Source organism: Acinetobacter sp. 197, assembly GCF_048148385.1.
Taxonomy (GTDB): Bacteria; Pseudomonadota; Gammaproteobacteria; order Pseudomonadales; family Moraxellaceae; genus Acinetobacter; species Acinetobacter pecorum.
The window spans coordinates 95,573-112,130 of the sequence record NZ_JAYWZK010000009.1 but is presented as its reverse complement, the minus strand read 5'-3'; the positions used below and the strand labels follow the sequence as shown (position 1 = coordinate 112,130).

The window sequence follows — 16,558 nt, the reverse complement described above, 5'->3', positions numbered from 1 at the left end:
TAATTTTGTTAGAAAACATAATTTTAAAATATCTTAAATAAGAAAATAATTAAATTAATAATATAAATATTAATCGGTTCTTTTGCTTTTCTGCTAAGTAAAGGACAATAAAAAAGGAATAGATAATGATTATTTTAAATGAAACTAATTCAAAAAATAACATTATTTTTTTAAGTGATACTAATATAAGAGATAAATCAATTATATATCTTATACTGTTTTCATTTTTTCTATCTCAGTTTTATTTTTGGTCAAGTGGAGTTCCCCAATTCAGCCATATTTTTATTATGGGTGCTATTTTATTGCTATTTAGCAAAGGCTCTAAAATAAACATTGAATATTCAAATATAATTTTATTATTTGTTGCTTATGCAATTTGTGTAAATTTTGCTTGGTATTTAATTATTCTCGATTCAAGTTATATGATGTCGACTGTTTACTGGATATTTAATTTATTATTTTTTCTATTAATGATGAATTTAAATCAAGTTCAGATTAATTTTTTCTATGAAAAATTATTATTCCTGATCCCTTTTTCCTATATTGTTGAAATTATTATCTGGGCAAGTAACTTAGGTCGTTATGATTTTGAACCTCGATACAATGGTCTTTTTAATGATCCTAACCAGATGGCATTTTGGGTGCTGAGTAGCTGTGCAATTTACCTATATATTTCAGGAAACGGCTTTAAAAAAATAACTGTCTATTTTCTAGCCTTATTCTTGATTTTATTGACCATGTCACGATCTGCTTCAATTGGTTTTTTAATGTTAACTCTGGGACTTATATTTAGTCAAAAAGGGGACCTGAATAAAAGAATATTTGTATTCATTGGAACATTAGTACTTTTTGGAAGCTTAAGCTACTTTTTATATAATTTGGGGGTCTTTGATAGTATTGCACTACGCTTTATGGAAGGGTTAGATCAACGAGACAGTCAGGTAGAAGGACGTGGTCTTTTTAGTTTTTTAGATTATCCTCAATATTTGATTTTTGGTGCTGGGCAAGGCGCCCACTGGTTATATAACCCTACAGGAAATGAAATTCACTCAACTTGGTTAGGTATCTTATTTTATTATGGGATTATAGGAATATCCTTATTTTTAATATTTTTATATCAAATATTCAAGAAACTATCGCTTTCCAATAAGATGATATTATTAGGGCCAATGTTATATGGATTCACCACTTATAGCGCAAGAACAATTATTTTTTGGTTTTTATTGGCGGCTTTTTTATTATTTTCAAATAATAATAAGGATGAATAAATATGTATATTTCTATCGGAATTCCATTTTTTAATGCTGAAAAATTCTTGGAAGATGCGATTAAATCTGTCCTTGCCCAAACTTTTCAAGACTGGGAACTCATACTGGTAGATGATGGTTCAACAGACCGATCTTTAGAAATAGCCCGATCATTTATCGATCATCGAATCCGTATCATTTCTGATGGCTATAATAGAAGATTACCCTATCGCTTAAATCAGATTATTAGTGAAGCAAAATATGACATTATTGCGCGTATGGATGCTGATGATTTAATGGCTGTAGACCGGCTTGAAAAACAGATTAAAGTCCTAAATGAAAATCCAGAAATTGATTTGGTTGTTACCAGCTTGTATTCCATTGGAAATAAAAATGAAATTCTAGGAAAAAGAATTTTTTCTACCCACCAGATGCAGCCAAAAGAAATTTTGCAAGGGTTGACAAATTTATTACATCCTTCACTTCTTGCACGTAAGGCTTGGTGTCAAAGAAATCCTTATCAGGAAAATAACTGCCTAGCTGAAGATTATGAATTATGGCTCTCAGCAGCTATAAAAAATGATTTTAATTATGTGGTGATGAAAGAACCCTTGTATTTTTATCGAGAAGTAGAAAATGTAAAAAAAGAGAAAATGATCCGTGGTTATAATACCCAGATTGAAGTAATCAAAAAATATTATAATAATATAATCGCTGATCGCGAGAAAAATAGGATTCTTTTAAAATTTGAGATAAAAAAAATTATTGTAAAAACATTAGATTTTTTGAAGTTAATGAAGATTTTACATAGTCGTAGGATAACCGCTGTTTCTGATGAGGATAAAAACTTTTATATATCACAATTAGAACTCATAGAGCGTATAAAATAATGGTCTCTAAAAAAATTATTATCATTGGAACAACAGCTTCTAATCTTTATGGCTTCCGCAAAGATTTCATTTTGTCCTGTTTAGCACAGAATTATCATGTTTATGCTTTTGTGTCTGAATACACCAGTGAATGGTTGGAAAAAATAAAAAGTTTAGGAGTTACGCTGGTTACCTATAAACTTAGTCGTGGTGGATTAAACCCATTGGCTGATCTAGGTTCAACCTATCAGCTGATTAAAAAAATAAAAGAAATTCAACCTGATATTGTATTTTCATATTCAACTAAACCGGTTATTTATGCAACTTTGGCTGCTTACAGAACCAAGGTTCCTTATATCTATGGCATGATTGAAGGATTGGGTTCGCCTTTTACTATTCATAAACATGGGCTCAGTCTGAAAGCCCAATTCATACGCTTTGTACAAATTTCTCTATATCGGCTGGCATTTCCATATCTAGACAAAATTATTTTTCTTAATCGCGAAGACCCCAAAGATCTAGTCCATCGTTATAACCTCCCCCATAAAAGAAATGCAATTCAAGTCCTGGGACCAATTGGTCTTAATTTGCATGATTATGCTTATACGAAATGGGATGATCAAAAAAAATTATCTTTTATCTTTATTGCCAGGCTCATTGCTGAGAAGGGTATATTTGAATATTTAGAAGCTGCTAAAATAGTGAAGCAAAAATATCCCGATATAACATTTAAAATTATAGGGGGGCTGGATCCTGAAAACCCCACGGGTCTGAAACAGGCACAATTAGATCAATTGATAGAAACAGGAATTATAGAATACGCTGGCTTTGTACAGGATGTAGATCAACAAATACGTCAGAGTGCAGTTTTTGTATTACCTTCTTATTATAGAGAAGGCGTACCTCGCAGTACTCAAGAAGCAATGGCAATAGGAAGGCCGGTAATTACTACTGATGTACCCGGCTGCAATCAGACTGTAGTAAATGAAGTTACGGGTTTTCTGATTCCAAAATGGGATGTAAGGGCATTAGTAAACAAAATGATTTATTTTATAGAGCATCCGGAACAGGTAAATAAAATGGGATATCAAGGATTTTTGTATGCCAAAAAGAATTTTAATGCTGTTCATATTAATCATCGGTTGTTACAAATATTAGAAATGATTTAGCTCTTAAAAATATTTTTTAATTATAAAAATTAAATTTTAGCTATACCTAATTTTAAAAATAATAAAGATTTATATGATATAGGAGATTATAGTGATCGAAGATATAAGCTTTCAAATAAAAAAATATGAAGATTCTGATAAGCACGGGTGGAATGAATTTTTATTAACATGTAAAAATTATCATTTTATATTTAATCGGGATTTTATGGAATATCATTCTGATCGTTTTGAAGATTTCTCTTTAATATTTAAAAATGATAGAGGTAAAATCATGGCATTGTTGCCTGGCAATATTAAAGATAATATTTTTTATAGCCATCAAGGTCTAACTTTTGGTGGGTTTTTAATTAATAGAGGCTTGCATGCCATTGATATGATTGAGTTATTCAATCAATTAAAGATTTTTTTAAAAGAAAGAAATATTAAAAAAATTATATATAAATGTATCCCGGTAATTTATCATAATTATCCGGCACAAGAAGACTTATATGCTTTATTCATAAATCATGCACATCTTTATCGTAGAGATATTAGTACTTCTATTTATTTAGAGGAAGAATATTCATATTCAGCAAGCAAAAGAAGATCAATTGAGAAACTTAAAAAAAACGGGGTTAGTTGTGAAGAAGTAGATCAGCCCAGTATAGTTTGGGGGGTTCTGCGTGAGGTGTTACTTCAGCATCATAATCAGCAACCTGTACATAATGAAATTGAAATAGATTTATTAAAAAGTAGATTCCCTAATAATATAAAAGCTTATAAGTGCTGTATTGATGGTCATATTGTGGCAGCAGCAGTCACTTTTGAAACTGATAGAGTGGTACATACCCAGTATTTGGCCAGTAATGATAAAGGTCGGGAAGAAAAGGTTCTAGACTATCTTATTGATTTCTTGATAAATAATAGTAAAAAATTTGCTAAAATATTTGATTTTGGTACTTCTAACGAGAATGAAGGAAAATTTTTGAATAAGGGCTTAATCAATCAAAAAGAACGATTTGGTGCACGTGCAATTGTGCATGATTATTATAGTATAGATTTATAAAACTCGGCGCTTGGCTAAGCCAGCCTATGTCCTATTTACTTGTACCACCACTTGCTTCGACGAACCAAGAGTGAATGACAAATAGGGCAGAGATTAGATTGCAAATTTAATCTGTGTAATCATGGGCTACTATCTTAATGTAATATTTACTTTCATTGTATACAACCTGGTCACAGGCCATCTGTCCTTGCCTGAATGGTACAAGGATATCCAGTATTTTAACGACAATAAAGCGATACAGATAATGTATCAATATTACTGTAACGACAGTATTTTAGGGTAAGTTATACACAGGCTAAATGCTGTGCCGGCGGGATAAAAAATTAAGTTTAATATGTCCGTCCATGCTGAAAATGACCTGTTTATCAATAGCTCCAGCTTTAAAAATATATAATTCATTTATTTATAATAATTTCAAAAGCTTGTGTCTATTTTATGTTTTTTGAATGAGCTTCCAGAAGTTAAGGATTTGATCCGCTTATAAGTAAATCTGTGTATTTTGTCACAAAATGGAAAATTAGATCACATTTTGTCACATTTTTTTTAGTGTGAGCTGTGTTGTATTTTGTAATTGATATTTTTGTTAATTAACAATAATTTTCTTTCTCTGTTATAAATATATGGAAGATTGCACTAGCTGGGTATAATTTTATAAGTGGCTAATTTAATTGCAAATTCTATAAAAATTTAATTTCATTATCAAATAAAATTTCACTAATACTACTTGGATTTAAAGTAATAATAAAAAAAATATTAATATCAGGTTATTTTGATTTCATTTGATTGCTTGTTATCTAGTTAAAACATAATTTATTTTTAAAATTAAATATCCTTGCTATGATTCTGAAAAATAGACATATCGAGGTGTTTATTAATGATAATAGAAAAAGAAAAAAATAATATTAAAAGAAATGAAGAAAGTACTATTTTAATATATAAGCCTTTATTTAATGAAAAAAATAATATTTTTTTAAAAGAACATTCGATGAATGAGGGGAATTATAAAAATAAAATAATACAGTTTTCTTTAAATAAAGATCAACTTAATAAAGTGGATAAAAAGCCATTCAGGAATTTTATGCATAAAAATAATTTAATTTTAAAAAATTCTTTAATGCCTCAGCTATATGTTTATTCTGTTGCTGATATGCTTAAATATAAGCAGGATATCTTGAAAAGATTGATTGATATAGTGATTGCCTGCCTGGCTTTGCTCATATTATTTCCTGTTTTTATTATAATAGCTTATAAGGTGCGGAAAAATTTAGGGTCGCCTGTTTTCTTTTATCAGGAAAGACCAGGTAAAAATGGTCAATTATTTAAAATGATTAAATTTCGGTCTATGCGGAATGCTGTAGATAAAGAGGGTAATCCTTTACCAGATAAATTCCGTATTACTCCATTTGGACAAAGGTTACGTTCTAGCAGTTTAGATGAAATGCCGCAGCTCATTAATGTTCTTAAAGGAGATATGAGTATTGTCGGACCCCGACCTCAAATGAAAGAGTTTCTTGAATATTATACTGATGAACAAATGAGACGTCACGAAGTAAAGCCAGGTATGACAGGACTTGCTCAGGTAAGTGGCCGCAATAATTTGTCTTGGGAAGAAAAATTTGCATTCGATGTAAAATATGTTGAACAGTGTAACGTGTGGCTTGATTTTAAAATCATGTTTAAAACAGCCAAAGTGATGTTGAGTCAGGAGGGAATTAATGCTCCTGATCAGGAAGTTGGTGCTGCAAGATTTTCAGGGAAAAATATACCTGAAACTCCTTTATATACCAAAGAGGTAAAATAATATGATTAAGAAATTGCTTCAGTTATTGCGGGTTTAGGAAGCTATTTTCTAGTCAGAAATGATTACGTACTAGAGAGAATGAATTTCACTATTTGTTTTTAATCCTGTATTTTTTTAAAAAGAGCTTGTTTTATCCAGCTTGGAAACTTTTAATTTGTGGCTGCTGGACAAACAATAAAAATTTTTAAAAAAGGTCATGACTGATATTTTATTTTGAGAATGTCTGCATATTGAGTCAGTAATTTAGATTTACAGTGCAGAGTTAGATAATCTATTCAGCTTGATTTGCTTAAACTATCTTGTTCAGTAGCGTTCTAATTACTGAATATCGGCTCGGTTATAATAATATTTGTTATTCATATAAATGTAAAAAGCTTCAAACAGATTTAAATTGAATGATTCTGAATCTGTTTGAAGCATGATATCTAGGTCAAAGACCTAGTCTTCATTTTTTGAAGCCTTATAGGAATAAGCATAATTATAACCATAGCCATAACCTGCACTGGAGCGCTGGATATCGTTCAAGATCACGCCATTCACCTTAACTCCAGCCTGTTCAAAGCGATTGACTGTTAATTCCAGCTCTTTCATCTGAGTCTGTGCATAACGTGCAATCAATAAATTTACACCTGCATATTGCGAGATGATTATCCCGTCAGTCACTGCAAGAATAGGTGAAGTATCAATCAGGATATGATCATATTGACTGGATAACTGAGTCAGCATTTCCCCAAATAATGGAGTACTGAGTAACTCGGATGGATTCACCGGGCTTTTACCCCGAGTCAATAGATCTAATCCTGGAATATCTGTGGCTTTGATCACTTCATTTAAAGTGGCCTGTTTATTTAAATACTCGGCTAAACCAGGCTGATGATTTTGATTAAAGTATTTATGGATATAACCGCGACGTAAGTCTGCATCAATCAAAAGCACACGTTTCTGGCTTTGTGCCAAAATTGCAGCCAGGTTAGTCGAGATAAAAGATTTACCCACTTCTGGTGCAGGCCCAGAAATCATCACAATATTGTTCCGTGCATTGCTCAAGGCAAAGTGAATGGCAGTACGCATACTACGCAAACTCTCAATCGCAATATCATCACTGTTTTTAACCGCCAGGATAGGAATATATTTTTTCTTCTTGGCCAGCTTGATATAGCCATTTTGTGCAGGCGAGCGAGGTACCGTCGCATATACCGGCAAATCTAGTTCATTTTCAATTTGACTGGAATCTTTAATGCCAGAACGTAGCATATTGCGTAGCAGTGCCAGCAAGGTTCCCAGGAAACCGCCCAAGAAGATGGATAAAATCAGGATTTGCAGTTTTTTCGGTTTGATTGGTTCTAATGGTTCAACAGCAGTATCGACTACACGTACATTACCAATTTCACCAGCTTTGGCAATTCGTAGCTGTTGATAAGAGTTTAACAGGGCAGTATAGAGCTGCTGTTTCACTTCAACTTCACGGAAGAGTTGCAAGTATCGGCGTTGCAGATCGGGTAACTGCTTTAAAGTACCTTCCAGCTGGTTAATTCTTTTGTTGATGGCAGCCAGTTGTGCATTCATCTGCTGCATCACCGGATGTTCATTGGTGTATTTGGCAGAAGCTTCAGCGACTTGCTGTTCGAGCTGTGCTTTCTGGGTTTCCAGGCTAATACTTTGGGTCAGATACAGTTCTGACTCTTTGGTGACATCGACCGTGTTGAATTGCTGACGGAAAGTATTGAATTCTCGCTCAGCTACATCCAGTTGCTGGCGCAATTCAGGTAACTGTTCATCCAGAAACTTAAGTGTTTGAGCCGTTTCTGCAGAACGACGTTCAATATTTTGCTGGCTATAGGCAGCCAGAATGGCATTGAGAACCTCAGTAATATGCTGTTTATCCGTGCCCTGATAATTCAGACCTAATACACCAGTCATTTTGCCTTTTTCTGCAACCGAGTAATTGGCGAGAATTGATTTTACGGCAGCGGGCAGAGATTGCTTGCGTACAAGATAAGGTGCCTTGAACTGGTCCTGGCTATAAATGGCAACTTTCCATTCACCACGTTCGGACTGTAATTGACTGCGCTGGTTTAATGGCGCAGAGAATACCACCTGTTCTGTGGCCGGATCAGTTAAAGTGTATTTACCCGGCTGAAAGTCTAGACGTAAATTTTTGTCATGAAAATAAGCCGGTACTTCAAACTGACGGATATCAAAGGATTTACCATTGTCCTTAAACAAAACAGATGTTTTGCTGTATTCGGTCTGATAGTCATGCGGCGATAGTAAACGGTCGGTAAAGCTGTTTTCAGTGCCAGCGATGCGTAGATCGAGGTTTAAGGCTTTAATGGCCGAACCCAGCACCAGACGCGATTTCAGCAGTTCTATTTCTGCCTGAGCCGGCTGCTTTTGCTCTATCATGTTGGATAGATCACCCAATAAGGCAGCAGAAGCTCCTTTATTCTCTTCGACCTGTACCAGTGCATCGACTGAATAGGTGTCCGGGGTGACTCTTAAATACAGCAATGCGCAGATCACGCTTAAGATGACACACAGCGCAATCAGCTTCCACTGGGCAATGAGTGAAAAAAATAATTCTTTTAAGTCTATCGTATCTTCAGTATTGCTATTTTGGCTCATAATCTTGATTTCAAATTTAAATATATTTTTTCCAGTCAGCAATACAGCTCTGTATTAACTGGCAGGTATCATCAAATACAGCTTGGTCATGCTGATAAGGGTCAGCGATATTCCTGGCTTGCCAGTGCCCCAAACGGAAGGTTTTACCTTTGGCAAAAGGCCAGGTCTGTTCAATATGTTTTTGTTGGTTTTGACTCATCACCAGAACCAGATCAGCCTGTTTAATCATCTCGGCATTCAGCTTTCGAGCGACATGCGGGCTCATATCAATGCCCAAACTTTGCATGCACAGACTGGCTTTTTCATCTGCTGCATGTCCTACCATGCCCGCAATACCCGCAGATTCAATCTTTAAATGCGGATACTGTTGTTTTAAAAAGTATTCAGCCATAGGACTACGGCAGATATTGCCAATACAGACCACCAAAATATGTTTAATCTGCATTACTGCCCCAAACGATCCAGGTTATAAAGTGCATTCGAGAATGGAATGATCTGGTTCACGACACGTTGCCAGCGTGCCAGACCTGAAGCATCGACATAGACAATGTCATTGCTGCGCATCTTGAACTGGTTGGCCAGACCGAAGTCGGCAATACTGCTCAGATCCATCTGATAAACTTCAGTGTGCACAGCATTTGGCTGACTGCGCACGATATAAATTTTGCTGCGGCTGGCAGAGAGTGGATTTAGGCCCAAACTTTCACCTAATACATCACTTAAACTCATCCCCTGATCGCGCAGTGGCAAGGACTGGTTTTTGCCAGATTCACCCATGACATAGATTTTTTGATTTTCGCGATTGTTCACATATAAAGTGTCATTTGGCTGGATCAGCAAGTTATGCAGTGAAAAACCTGCTTTTTCCAGTTCTACAGTATTCAGGGTATAGGTCTGTCCCTGACGGACCAAGGTAATGGAAGCATTATTGCCCTGTTGGGCATTTACACCACCAGCCATGCCCAAGGCCGTATAGACACTTACCGGCTGATCGCTTAAATAAAACTGACCGCCTTTGATGACATTGCCCTGAACGGAGTAGCGCTGACCCTGATAGGACAGAACCCGTACAATGACATCTGGAGTTTTTAGATAACGGGCCAACTGACTGCGCAACTCGCGGTTGACTTGGGTCAGGGATTTGCCCGCAGCCTTGTAGCGGCCAATAATTGGAAACTGGATATAACCCTGTGAGTCAATCTGATAACCGTTAGCCTGGGCAGACTGGTCACTGCTAATGGTGCTGCTTGGCGGGGTCATTTCCGGATAGGCCCATAAATAGATGGACAGGATGTCGCCCGGACTCAGACTGTAGCTACGATGTGGGGTGCTAAACAAATGGGCGTAGTCTTGTTGAATATTTTGTACAGCAGGCTGAACGGCCAGCATAGAGTCCTGGGTGAGTTTGATCACATTGACTGAAGTGCCGAGTTCGGTTTGATAAACACCTTCTGCTGGTAGGTCATAAGTTTGCAGACCAGAGGTCACTGCACAGCCGGTCAAAGTGAGACCGCAAGTCAGTAAAAAAGCCAGTTGAATTTGTCGCACATGAAATCCCGTTTTTAATATTTAATTCGTTAAATCTGCGATATTCTACCTGAGAACTTTGATTTTATTATAACAAAATGTATCTGATTTTAATTGAACAGTGAACGAAGAGAATAAGACCTGCCTGCCCATCCAAATCTTTCTCTAGAGCATTCCTGCATAAGCTTAGTTAAATATTTTCTTATTTTTTTTGTTTTTTGGTGTTAAATCACAACAGAATTTTCATGTTTTTCTGCTAGTATGCGCGCCGAAAGATTGAATCTTCATAAGTACAGTACATTAATAAGGCGTTGAAATGCTATCTATTGCAGATTTAAAAATTGCGGTGATTGGTCTAGGTTATGTGGGCTTGCCACTTGCAGTTGAATTTGGGAAAAAAGTACCTGTGGTCGGTTTTGATATCTACCAAAAACGAATTGATGAACTTAAAAGTGGCCAAGACCATACCCTCGAAGTTTCCCCAGAAGAACTCAAACAGGCAAATCAGCTCAGTTATTCAGCAAATTTAGAAGATTTAAAAAGCTGTAACTTTTTTATTGTAACTGTGCCTACCCCTATTGATGAATTTAAACAGCCAGATTTAACGCCACTTGTTAAGGCTTCGACCAGCATTGGTCAGGTGCTTAAAAAAGGCGATGTGGTGGTTTATGAGTCTACTGTCTATCCGGGTGCAACTGAAGAGACCTGTATTCCGGTTCTGGAACAGGTATCAGGCCTGAAATTCAATCAGGACTTTTTTGCCGGTTATAGTCCGGAGCGAATTAACCCGGGCGATAAATTGCACCGCGTGACCAATATTCTGAAAATCACCTCAGGTTCTACCCCTGAAGTCGCTGAATTTGTTGATCAGGTGTATAACCTGGTGATTGAGGCAGGTACGCATAAAGCGACTAGCATTAAAGTGGCTGAAGCGGCAAAAGTAATTGAAAATACTCAGCGTGATGTCAACATTGCCCTGATTAATGAGCTGGCCGTGATCTTTAATAAAATGGGAATTGATACTGAAGCCGTATTGCAGGCAGCCGGTACCAAATGGAATTTCTTGCCATTCCGTCCAGGTCTGGTCGGTGGACACTGTATTGGTGTCGATCCATACTATTTGACTCATAAGGCACAGTCTATCGGCTATCACCCAGAAATTATTTTGGCAGGTCGTCGTTTAAATGATGGCATGGGGGCTTATGTGGTTACCCAGCTGGTTAAGGCCATGATTAAGAAAAAAATTCAGGTCGAAGGCGGCAAGGTTCTGGTTTTAGGTTTAAGTTTTAAAGAAAACTGCCCGGATATTCGTAACACCAAAATTATTGATATTGTCAATGAACTGACAGAATACAATATTGCTGCCGATGTGTACGACCCATGGGTGGATGCAAGCGAAGCCCAACATGAATACGGGATTACGCCGGTCGCCAATCTGGAGCAGGGTCAGTATGACGCGGTGATTCTAGCCGTTGCCCATGATCAGTTTAAAGCCATGGGTGCCGAAGCATTACGTGCCCTGGGCAAGTCAGCACATATTTTATATGACCTGAAATATGTACTGGATCAATCTGAATCTGACCTTCGTCTGTAATTTATAGGGACCATAAACATGAGCCAATATCAAACTGTATGCGAGCAATTACAACAAGCACCAAAAACCTGGTTAATTACCGGTGTGGCAGGTTTTATTGGCTCGAATTTACTGGAAACCCTGTTAAAGCTGAACCAAAATGTGGTGGGTCTGGATAATTTTGCTACAGGTCATCAGCATAATCTGGATGAAGTGCAAAGTCTGGTCAAGCCTGAACAGTGGGCAAACTTCAAGTTTTATGAAGGTGATATCCGTAATTTTGCAGACTGCCAGCAAGCATGTGCAGGAGTGGACTATGTGTTGCACCAGGCCGCTTTAGGTTCTGTACCCCGTTCGATTGCCGACCCGATTACCACCAATGCAGCCAATATTACCGGCTTTTTAAATATGCTGACGGCTGCACGAGATGCAGAAGTCAAAAGTTTTACCTATGCCGCCAGCAGTTCAACTTATGGTGACCATCCGGCACTGCCTAAAGTTGAAGAAAATATCGGCAAGCCACTTTCGCCTTATGCGGTCACCAAATATGTAAATGAGCTGTATGCTGAAGTCTTTGCCCGAACTTACGGCTTTAAAACGATTGGTTTGCGTTACTTCAATGTCTTCGGCAAGCGCCAAGACCCGAATGGTGCTTATGCTGCAGTCATTCCAAAATGGACAGCAGCCATGATTGCCGGTGATGATGTGTTCATTAATGGTGATGGCGAAACCAGTCGTGATTTCTGTTTTATTGAAAACACGGTTCAGGCCAATATTTTGGCAGCCACTACGCAAAATGATGAAGCCAAAAATCAGGTCTATAATGTAGCAGTAGGGGATCGTACTACGCTGAATGATTTGTTTAATGCCATTAAAGCTGCGTTAAATGAAAATGGTGTGACTTATACGAAAGAGCCTGTATATCGTGATTTTCGTGCAGGGGATGTTCGGCACTCACAAGCCAGTATAAACAAAATTCAAAGTCTTTTAGGCTACGAGCCTACCAAAAAAATCAATCAAGGCATTGAATTGGCTATGGGTTGGTATGTGAATACCTTGAAATAATTTTTTTAAATTGTTTAAGAATTATTGCGACTAACCTAATTAAGTAGCTTATTAATGAAAAGTATATTAAATATTTTAAACAGAGCTAAGTGGCTATTAGGGGGGAATCTTATATTCTCTTTGTCGCAATGGCTAATTATGATTATGATTGCGAGATTAGCAAGTAAAGAGAATTTAGGACAATATGCTTTAGCTTTAGCAATAGTTTTACCTATATATGCTCTTACCAATCTACAATTGCGCCCATTGTTCATTTTAGATGATAATGGAAAAAGAAAATATAATTATAGTAATTTTTACTATTTAAGGCTCTTAAGCTCTTTTATTGGTATTTTAATTTGTATAATTTTTGGATTTTATTATAATGAAATTTTATTAATACTACTTATTGTAGCAGGAATAAAGTTTTTAGAATCTCTATCAGATATAATATATGCATTTTATAATTCTAAAGATAAAACATATCTTATAAGTAAATCATTGCTTTTAAAAGGTATGGGTGGAGTGCTCGCGTGTTTCTTGGGATTGACTTATTTTAATTTTAATTGGGCTATTTTTTTTATTCTATTAAATTATTTTCTTATTTGGTATTTTTTAGATAATAAATTTATTTTAAAAACTAAAGAAATATCACAAAAAAAACTTAATTTTAAAATATTAAATCAAGCAATACCTATGGGGGTGACTTTAGGATTAGTTACTTTACAAAGTAGTATTCCTAGAATTTTTTTGAACAATTATGAAAGTACAGAATTAGTTGGTATTCTTTCTGTTTTAAGTTATTTTGTAGTTATTGGGAGTATATTTATAAACTCAATATGTCAATATTTAAGTCCTAAAATTGTTAAATTTTGGATAAATGATATTAAGGGTTTCATAAAAAATTATATATTTATGCAAGTAATTTCACTATTGTTTGGATTTTTTGTTTTATTTTTTTGTTATTTTTTTGGGAATATAATTTTAAACCTTGTATATGGTGAAAAATTTATAGAATATGGAAAAGAACTGAATTTAATAATGTTCTCAGGAATTTTCCTGTATTTATCTACAGTAAATGGCTTTACCCTGACTTCAATAGGTTATATAGGGAAGCAAGTATATATTTTTAGTTTTATCGTATTAACAACATTGTTATCTTCTTATATTCTAATACCTAGATTGGGTATAGATGGCGCAATATATTCCATGGTTATTGCATATTTTACTCAATTTATAGTTACTTCTTTAGTAATTATTTATAAATTAAGATGCAAAACTAATTCTTGGGAGAAAAAAAGTGGTTGATATAGCATTATTTATTCCTTCACTCAATGGTGGAGGTGCAGAACGTGTAATGCTAATATTAGCAAATACTTTGGTTGAAAAAGGTTATGCTGTTGATCTAGTTTTAGTAAAAGCTAAAGGAGCATTTCTAAAAGATGTATCAAAAAATGTGAGAATAGTAGATCTTAATTCTTCAAGAACATTATTTTCAATTATTCCTTTGGTAAATTATTTAAAAAAAGAAAAACCTAAAGTAGTAATGTCAGCAATGCATTATGTAAATATAATTTTATTAATTGCAAAAAAAATAAGTCGGGTTAAATTTAAATTAGTGATTAGTGAACATAGTACATTATCTTATAGTTTATCTAATTCATCTTTTACCAATCAAGTACTAAAGAAATTAATGCATAATATGTATCCTTATGCTGATGCAATTATTGCAGTTTCAAAAGGGGTTGCAGATGATTTAGTTAAGGTATTGAAACTCAAAGATAAAAAAGTTAATGTTATTTATAACCCAGTTGTAACAAAAGAGCTTCTAGTAAAAAGAAATGAATCAATAAATCATCCATGGATTAAAAATAATATACCTTTTATTCTTGGGGTGGGGCGTTTGACTAAAGCTAAAAATTTTCATTTATTAATTAATGCATTTGCAAAAATAGAAAAGGATATCAATGCGCATTTAGTAATACTTGGGACCGGTGAGCTTGAATCAGAGTTAAAAGAACTTGTTTATCATTTAGGTTTAGAAGAAAAAATTCATCTATTAGGATTTGTAGAAAATCCTTATTCTTGGATGAAAAAAGCTGAATTATTTGTTTTATCCTCATCATGGGAGGGATTTGGTAATGTATTGGTTGAAGCGATGGCATGTGGTACATCTGTTATAAGTACAAATTGCCCGAGTGGTCCAGAAGAAATTCTAGAAAATGGAAAGTTAGGTGTACTTGTACCTGTTAATAATACTGAAGAAATGGCATTTGCGATTAAAAATGAAATAAATAGTAGAAAATCGAGACCTAATTTATCATTATCTAAGTACGATCCTTCATTTATTTCAAGTCAATATGTAGAACTGTTTTTTAAGAAAGATATTTAATCATGATGCAATTATTAAAAAAATACTCTTGGTATGGTTTGCTTCCAATAGCAATTATATTGATGTTTGTATTTAATAACAGTTCTTATTCATATTCTGTCTATTTTTCTATTTTTTCCTCTATTTTCTTTTCTATATTTATTTTAATAAGAAAAAATACTGTTGTTGTAAAAGTTGAAATATTCTTTATTATGTTATTGTGCTTATTTTTTTGGGCAACTGTAACTTCTTTTTTTGCAGATCAATATATTTCTTCATCAATTGTAAGAAGTTTTTTAGTATTTTTTCCTTTGATACTCCTTTATTTAGCCTTAAATCAATATAAGGATTTGGCTCAAGTTTTTAATTTATTTTCTTACTTATTTGTTATTTATTCTTTATTTTTATCAGTAGTTGCAATTATATTATTTTTTTGGGGGGATGTTGGTAGTAATGGGAAAAATAGTATTCAATTTTTAGCTTTTGGGCCTTTTTCTATTTCTCAAGTAATTATGGGTAGTTCTTTAGCCCCTAGAGTTAGCTCCTTAACACCTAATCCGAATACTTTTGCAGGGATAAATACTATAGGTATTCCATTATTGGTATATTTGTATAGAAACAATACTGTTAAATTTAAATATTTTATTCTTATATTTTCTTTTTTAGTTGTAGGTGTTTTTTTAACTTTATCCCGTGCGGGGATGGCTGCCGTAATATTGTCTTTGATTGTTTTATATACCCTCGATAGAAATTTTTTAAAGTTTTTTAAAAAATCTCTTTTTATAGTAATTAGTATTTCTTTTTTATATTTAATAGTAGGTAAAATAGTTGATTATTATAATAATTTTAGGAATGAAGTTGGGTTAAGCGATCGGGATTTAGCATGGAAGGAAATGATCTTTTCTATTGAAAATAATTTATTTACTGGTATAGGGTTTGGAGTATCATCAGAAAAATTATTTGGAAATTTAGAAGATGTCGGTAGTGGTCATAATAGTTATCTGATTATTACTTCTGAGATTGGTTTAATTGGTTTTTTACTATTTTTGTGTATTTGGGTTATTTTTTTGTTAAAATCTTTTAATGTTTATTTTTATAGTGAATATTATAAGAACATAGCATCAACTATTATTGCTGTGAATTTTTCATGGATAATAATTCAAACTTTTGAAGGTCAATTTTTAAGATTCCATGCTGTAAATTATGTTTTCTTTTTTATGGGGATGATGATGTGTATCTTAAATAAAAAATCATTTCAAAAGAGAATATATAAAGAGGTAACTTGAA

Annotated in this window: 13 protein-coding genes; 10 read left to right on the top strand and 3 right to left on the bottom strand. The window is 34.3% G+C overall.

What is annotated here, in order from left to right; translation table 11 throughout:
- Positions 1 to 125: 125 nt before the first annotated feature.
- The 5 genes from VXQ11_RS10570 (at position 126) to VXQ11_RS10550 (ending at position 6,131) form a co-directional block, all read left to right on the top strand.
- A complete protein-coding gene (locus VXQ11_RS10570; protein WP_416706000.1) occupies positions 126 to 1,268 on the top strand; it encodes an O-antigen ligase family protein in 1,143 nt (380 codons plus the stop codon).
- A gap of 2 nt (positions 1,269 to 1,270) precedes the next feature.
- Positions 1,271 to 2,137, top strand: a complete 867-nt coding sequence (locus tag VXQ11_RS10565) for a glycosyltransferase family 2 protein (RefSeq protein ID WP_416705999.1) — start codon at positions 1,271 to 1,273, stop codon at positions 2,135 to 2,137.
- Positions 2,137 to 3,285 (top strand): glycosyltransferase family 4 protein, encoded by a 1,149-nt coding sequence (locus tag VXQ11_RS10560; RefSeq protein WP_416705998.1) that lies wholly within the window; start codon positions 2,137 to 2,139, stop codon positions 3,283 to 3,285. Before VXQ11_RS10565 ends, VXQ11_RS10560 begins: the two co-directional genes overlap by 1 nt.
- A gap of 91 nt (positions 3,286 to 3,376) precedes the next feature.
- The gene (locus VXQ11_RS10555; protein WP_416705997.1) at positions 3,377 to 4,330 is read left to right on the top strand and encodes a GNAT family N-acetyltransferase; all 954 of its coding nucleotides are present in this window, start codon (positions 3,377 to 3,379) and stop codon (positions 4,328 to 4,330) included.
- A 1,171-nt stretch (positions 4,331 to 5,501) separates the two neighbouring features.
- On the top strand, positions 5,502 to 6,131 hold the full coding sequence (locus VXQ11_RS10550) for a sugar transferase (RefSeq protein ID WP_318245699.1): 630 nt from the start codon (positions 5,502 to 5,504) through the stop codon (positions 6,129 to 6,131).
- A gap of 438 nt (positions 6,132 to 6,569) precedes the next feature.
- On the opposite strand, the gene VXQ11_RS10545 is transcribed toward VXQ11_RS10550, so the two are convergent.
- The 3 genes from VXQ11_RS10545 to VXQ11_RS10535 are packed head-to-tail and all read right to left on the bottom strand — an operon-like array spanning position 6,570 to position 10,304.
- On the bottom strand, positions 6,570 to 8,756 hold the full coding sequence (locus VXQ11_RS10545; protein WP_416705996.1) for a polysaccharide biosynthesis tyrosine autokinase: 2,187 nt from the start codon (positions 8,754 to 8,756) through the stop codon (positions 6,570 to 6,572).
- A 16-nt stretch (positions 8,757 to 8,772) separates the two neighbouring features.
- Positions 8,773 to 9,201, bottom strand: a complete 429-nt coding sequence (locus VXQ11_RS10540) for a low molecular weight protein-tyrosine-phosphatase (RefSeq protein ID WP_416705995.1) — start codon at positions 9,199 to 9,201, stop codon at positions 8,773 to 8,775.
- On the bottom strand, positions 9,201 to 10,304 hold the full coding sequence (locus VXQ11_RS10535; RefSeq protein ID WP_416705994.1) for a polysaccharide biosynthesis/export family protein: 1,104 nt from the start codon (positions 10,302 to 10,304) through the stop codon (positions 9,201 to 9,203). The genes VXQ11_RS10540 and VXQ11_RS10535 overlap by 1 nt, the downstream gene beginning before the upstream one ends.
- A gap of 295 nt (positions 10,305 to 10,599) precedes the next feature.
- On the opposite strand from VXQ11_RS10535, the gene tviB reads away from it, so the two are divergent.
- The 5 genes from tviB to VXQ11_RS10510 are packed head-to-tail and all read left to right on the top strand — an operon-like array spanning position 10,600 to position 16,557.
- A complete protein-coding gene (tviB, locus tag VXQ11_RS10530; RefSeq protein WP_416705993.1) occupies positions 10,600 to 11,877 on the top strand; it encodes a Vi polysaccharide biosynthesis UDP-N-acetylglucosamine C-6 dehydrogenase TviB in 1,278 nt (425 codons plus the stop codon).
- A gap of 18 nt (positions 11,878 to 11,895) precedes the next feature.
- Entirely contained in the window at positions 11,896 to 12,921 is a 1,026-nt protein-coding gene (locus VXQ11_RS10525; protein WP_416705992.1) for an NAD-dependent epimerase/dehydratase family protein, read from the top strand.
- Between the two features lie 54 nt (positions 12,922 to 12,975).
- Positions 12,976 to 14,208 carry a polysaccharide biosynthesis C-terminal domain-containing protein gene (locus VXQ11_RS10520; RefSeq protein ID WP_416705991.1) on the top strand — a complete coding sequence of 411 codons (1,233 nt, stop codon included), beginning with the start codon at positions 12,976 to 12,978 and terminating at the stop codon, positions 14,206 to 14,208.
- On the top strand, positions 14,201 to 15,292 hold the full coding sequence (locus VXQ11_RS10515) for a glycosyltransferase (RefSeq protein ID WP_416705990.1): 1,092 nt from the start codon (positions 14,201 to 14,203) through the stop codon (positions 15,290 to 15,292). Before VXQ11_RS10520 ends, VXQ11_RS10515 begins: the two co-directional genes overlap by 8 nt.
- A 2-nt stretch (positions 15,293 to 15,294) precedes the next feature.
- Positions 15,295 to 16,557: an O-antigen ligase family protein gene (locus tag VXQ11_RS10510; protein WP_416705989.1), complete on the top strand. Its 1,263-nt coding sequence runs from the start codon at positions 15,295 to 15,297 to the stop codon at positions 16,555 to 16,557.
- Position 16,558: the final 1 nt, after the last annotated feature.

Bases quoted from the DNA above. Each gene is read 5' to 3' on its own strand.
- VXQ11_RS10570 (WP_416706000.1), top strand. From the start codon at position 126: ATGATTATTTTAAATGAAACTAATTCAAAAAATAACATTATTTTTTTA.
- VXQ11_RS10565 (WP_416705999.1), top strand. From the start codon at position 1,271: ATGTATATTTCTATCGGAATTCCATTTTTTAATGCTGAAAAATTCTTG.
- VXQ11_RS10560 (WP_416705998.1), top strand. From the start codon at position 2,137: ATGGTCTCTAAAAAAATTATTATCATTGGAACAACAGCTTCTAATCTT.
- VXQ11_RS10545 (WP_416705996.1), bottom strand. From the start codon at position 8,756: ATGAGCCAAAATAGCAATACTGAAGATACGATAGACTTAAAAGAATTA.
- VXQ11_RS10540 (WP_416705995.1), bottom strand. From the start codon at position 9,201: ATGCAGATTAAACATATTTTGGTGGTCTGTATTGGCAATATCTGCCGT.
- tviB (WP_416705993.1), top strand. From the start codon at position 10,600: ATGCTATCTATTGCAGATTTAAAAATTGCGGTGATTGGTCTAGGTTAT.
- VXQ11_RS10525 (WP_416705992.1), top strand. From the start codon at position 11,896: ATGAGCCAATATCAAACTGTATGCGAGCAATTACAACAAGCACCAAAA.
- VXQ11_RS10520 (WP_416705991.1), top strand. From the start codon at position 12,976: ATGAAAAGTATATTAAATATTTTAAACAGAGCTAAGTGGCTATTAGGG.
- VXQ11_RS10510 (WP_416705989.1), top strand. From the start codon at position 15,295: ATGATGCAATTATTAAAAAAATACTCTTGGTATGGTTTGCTTCCAATA.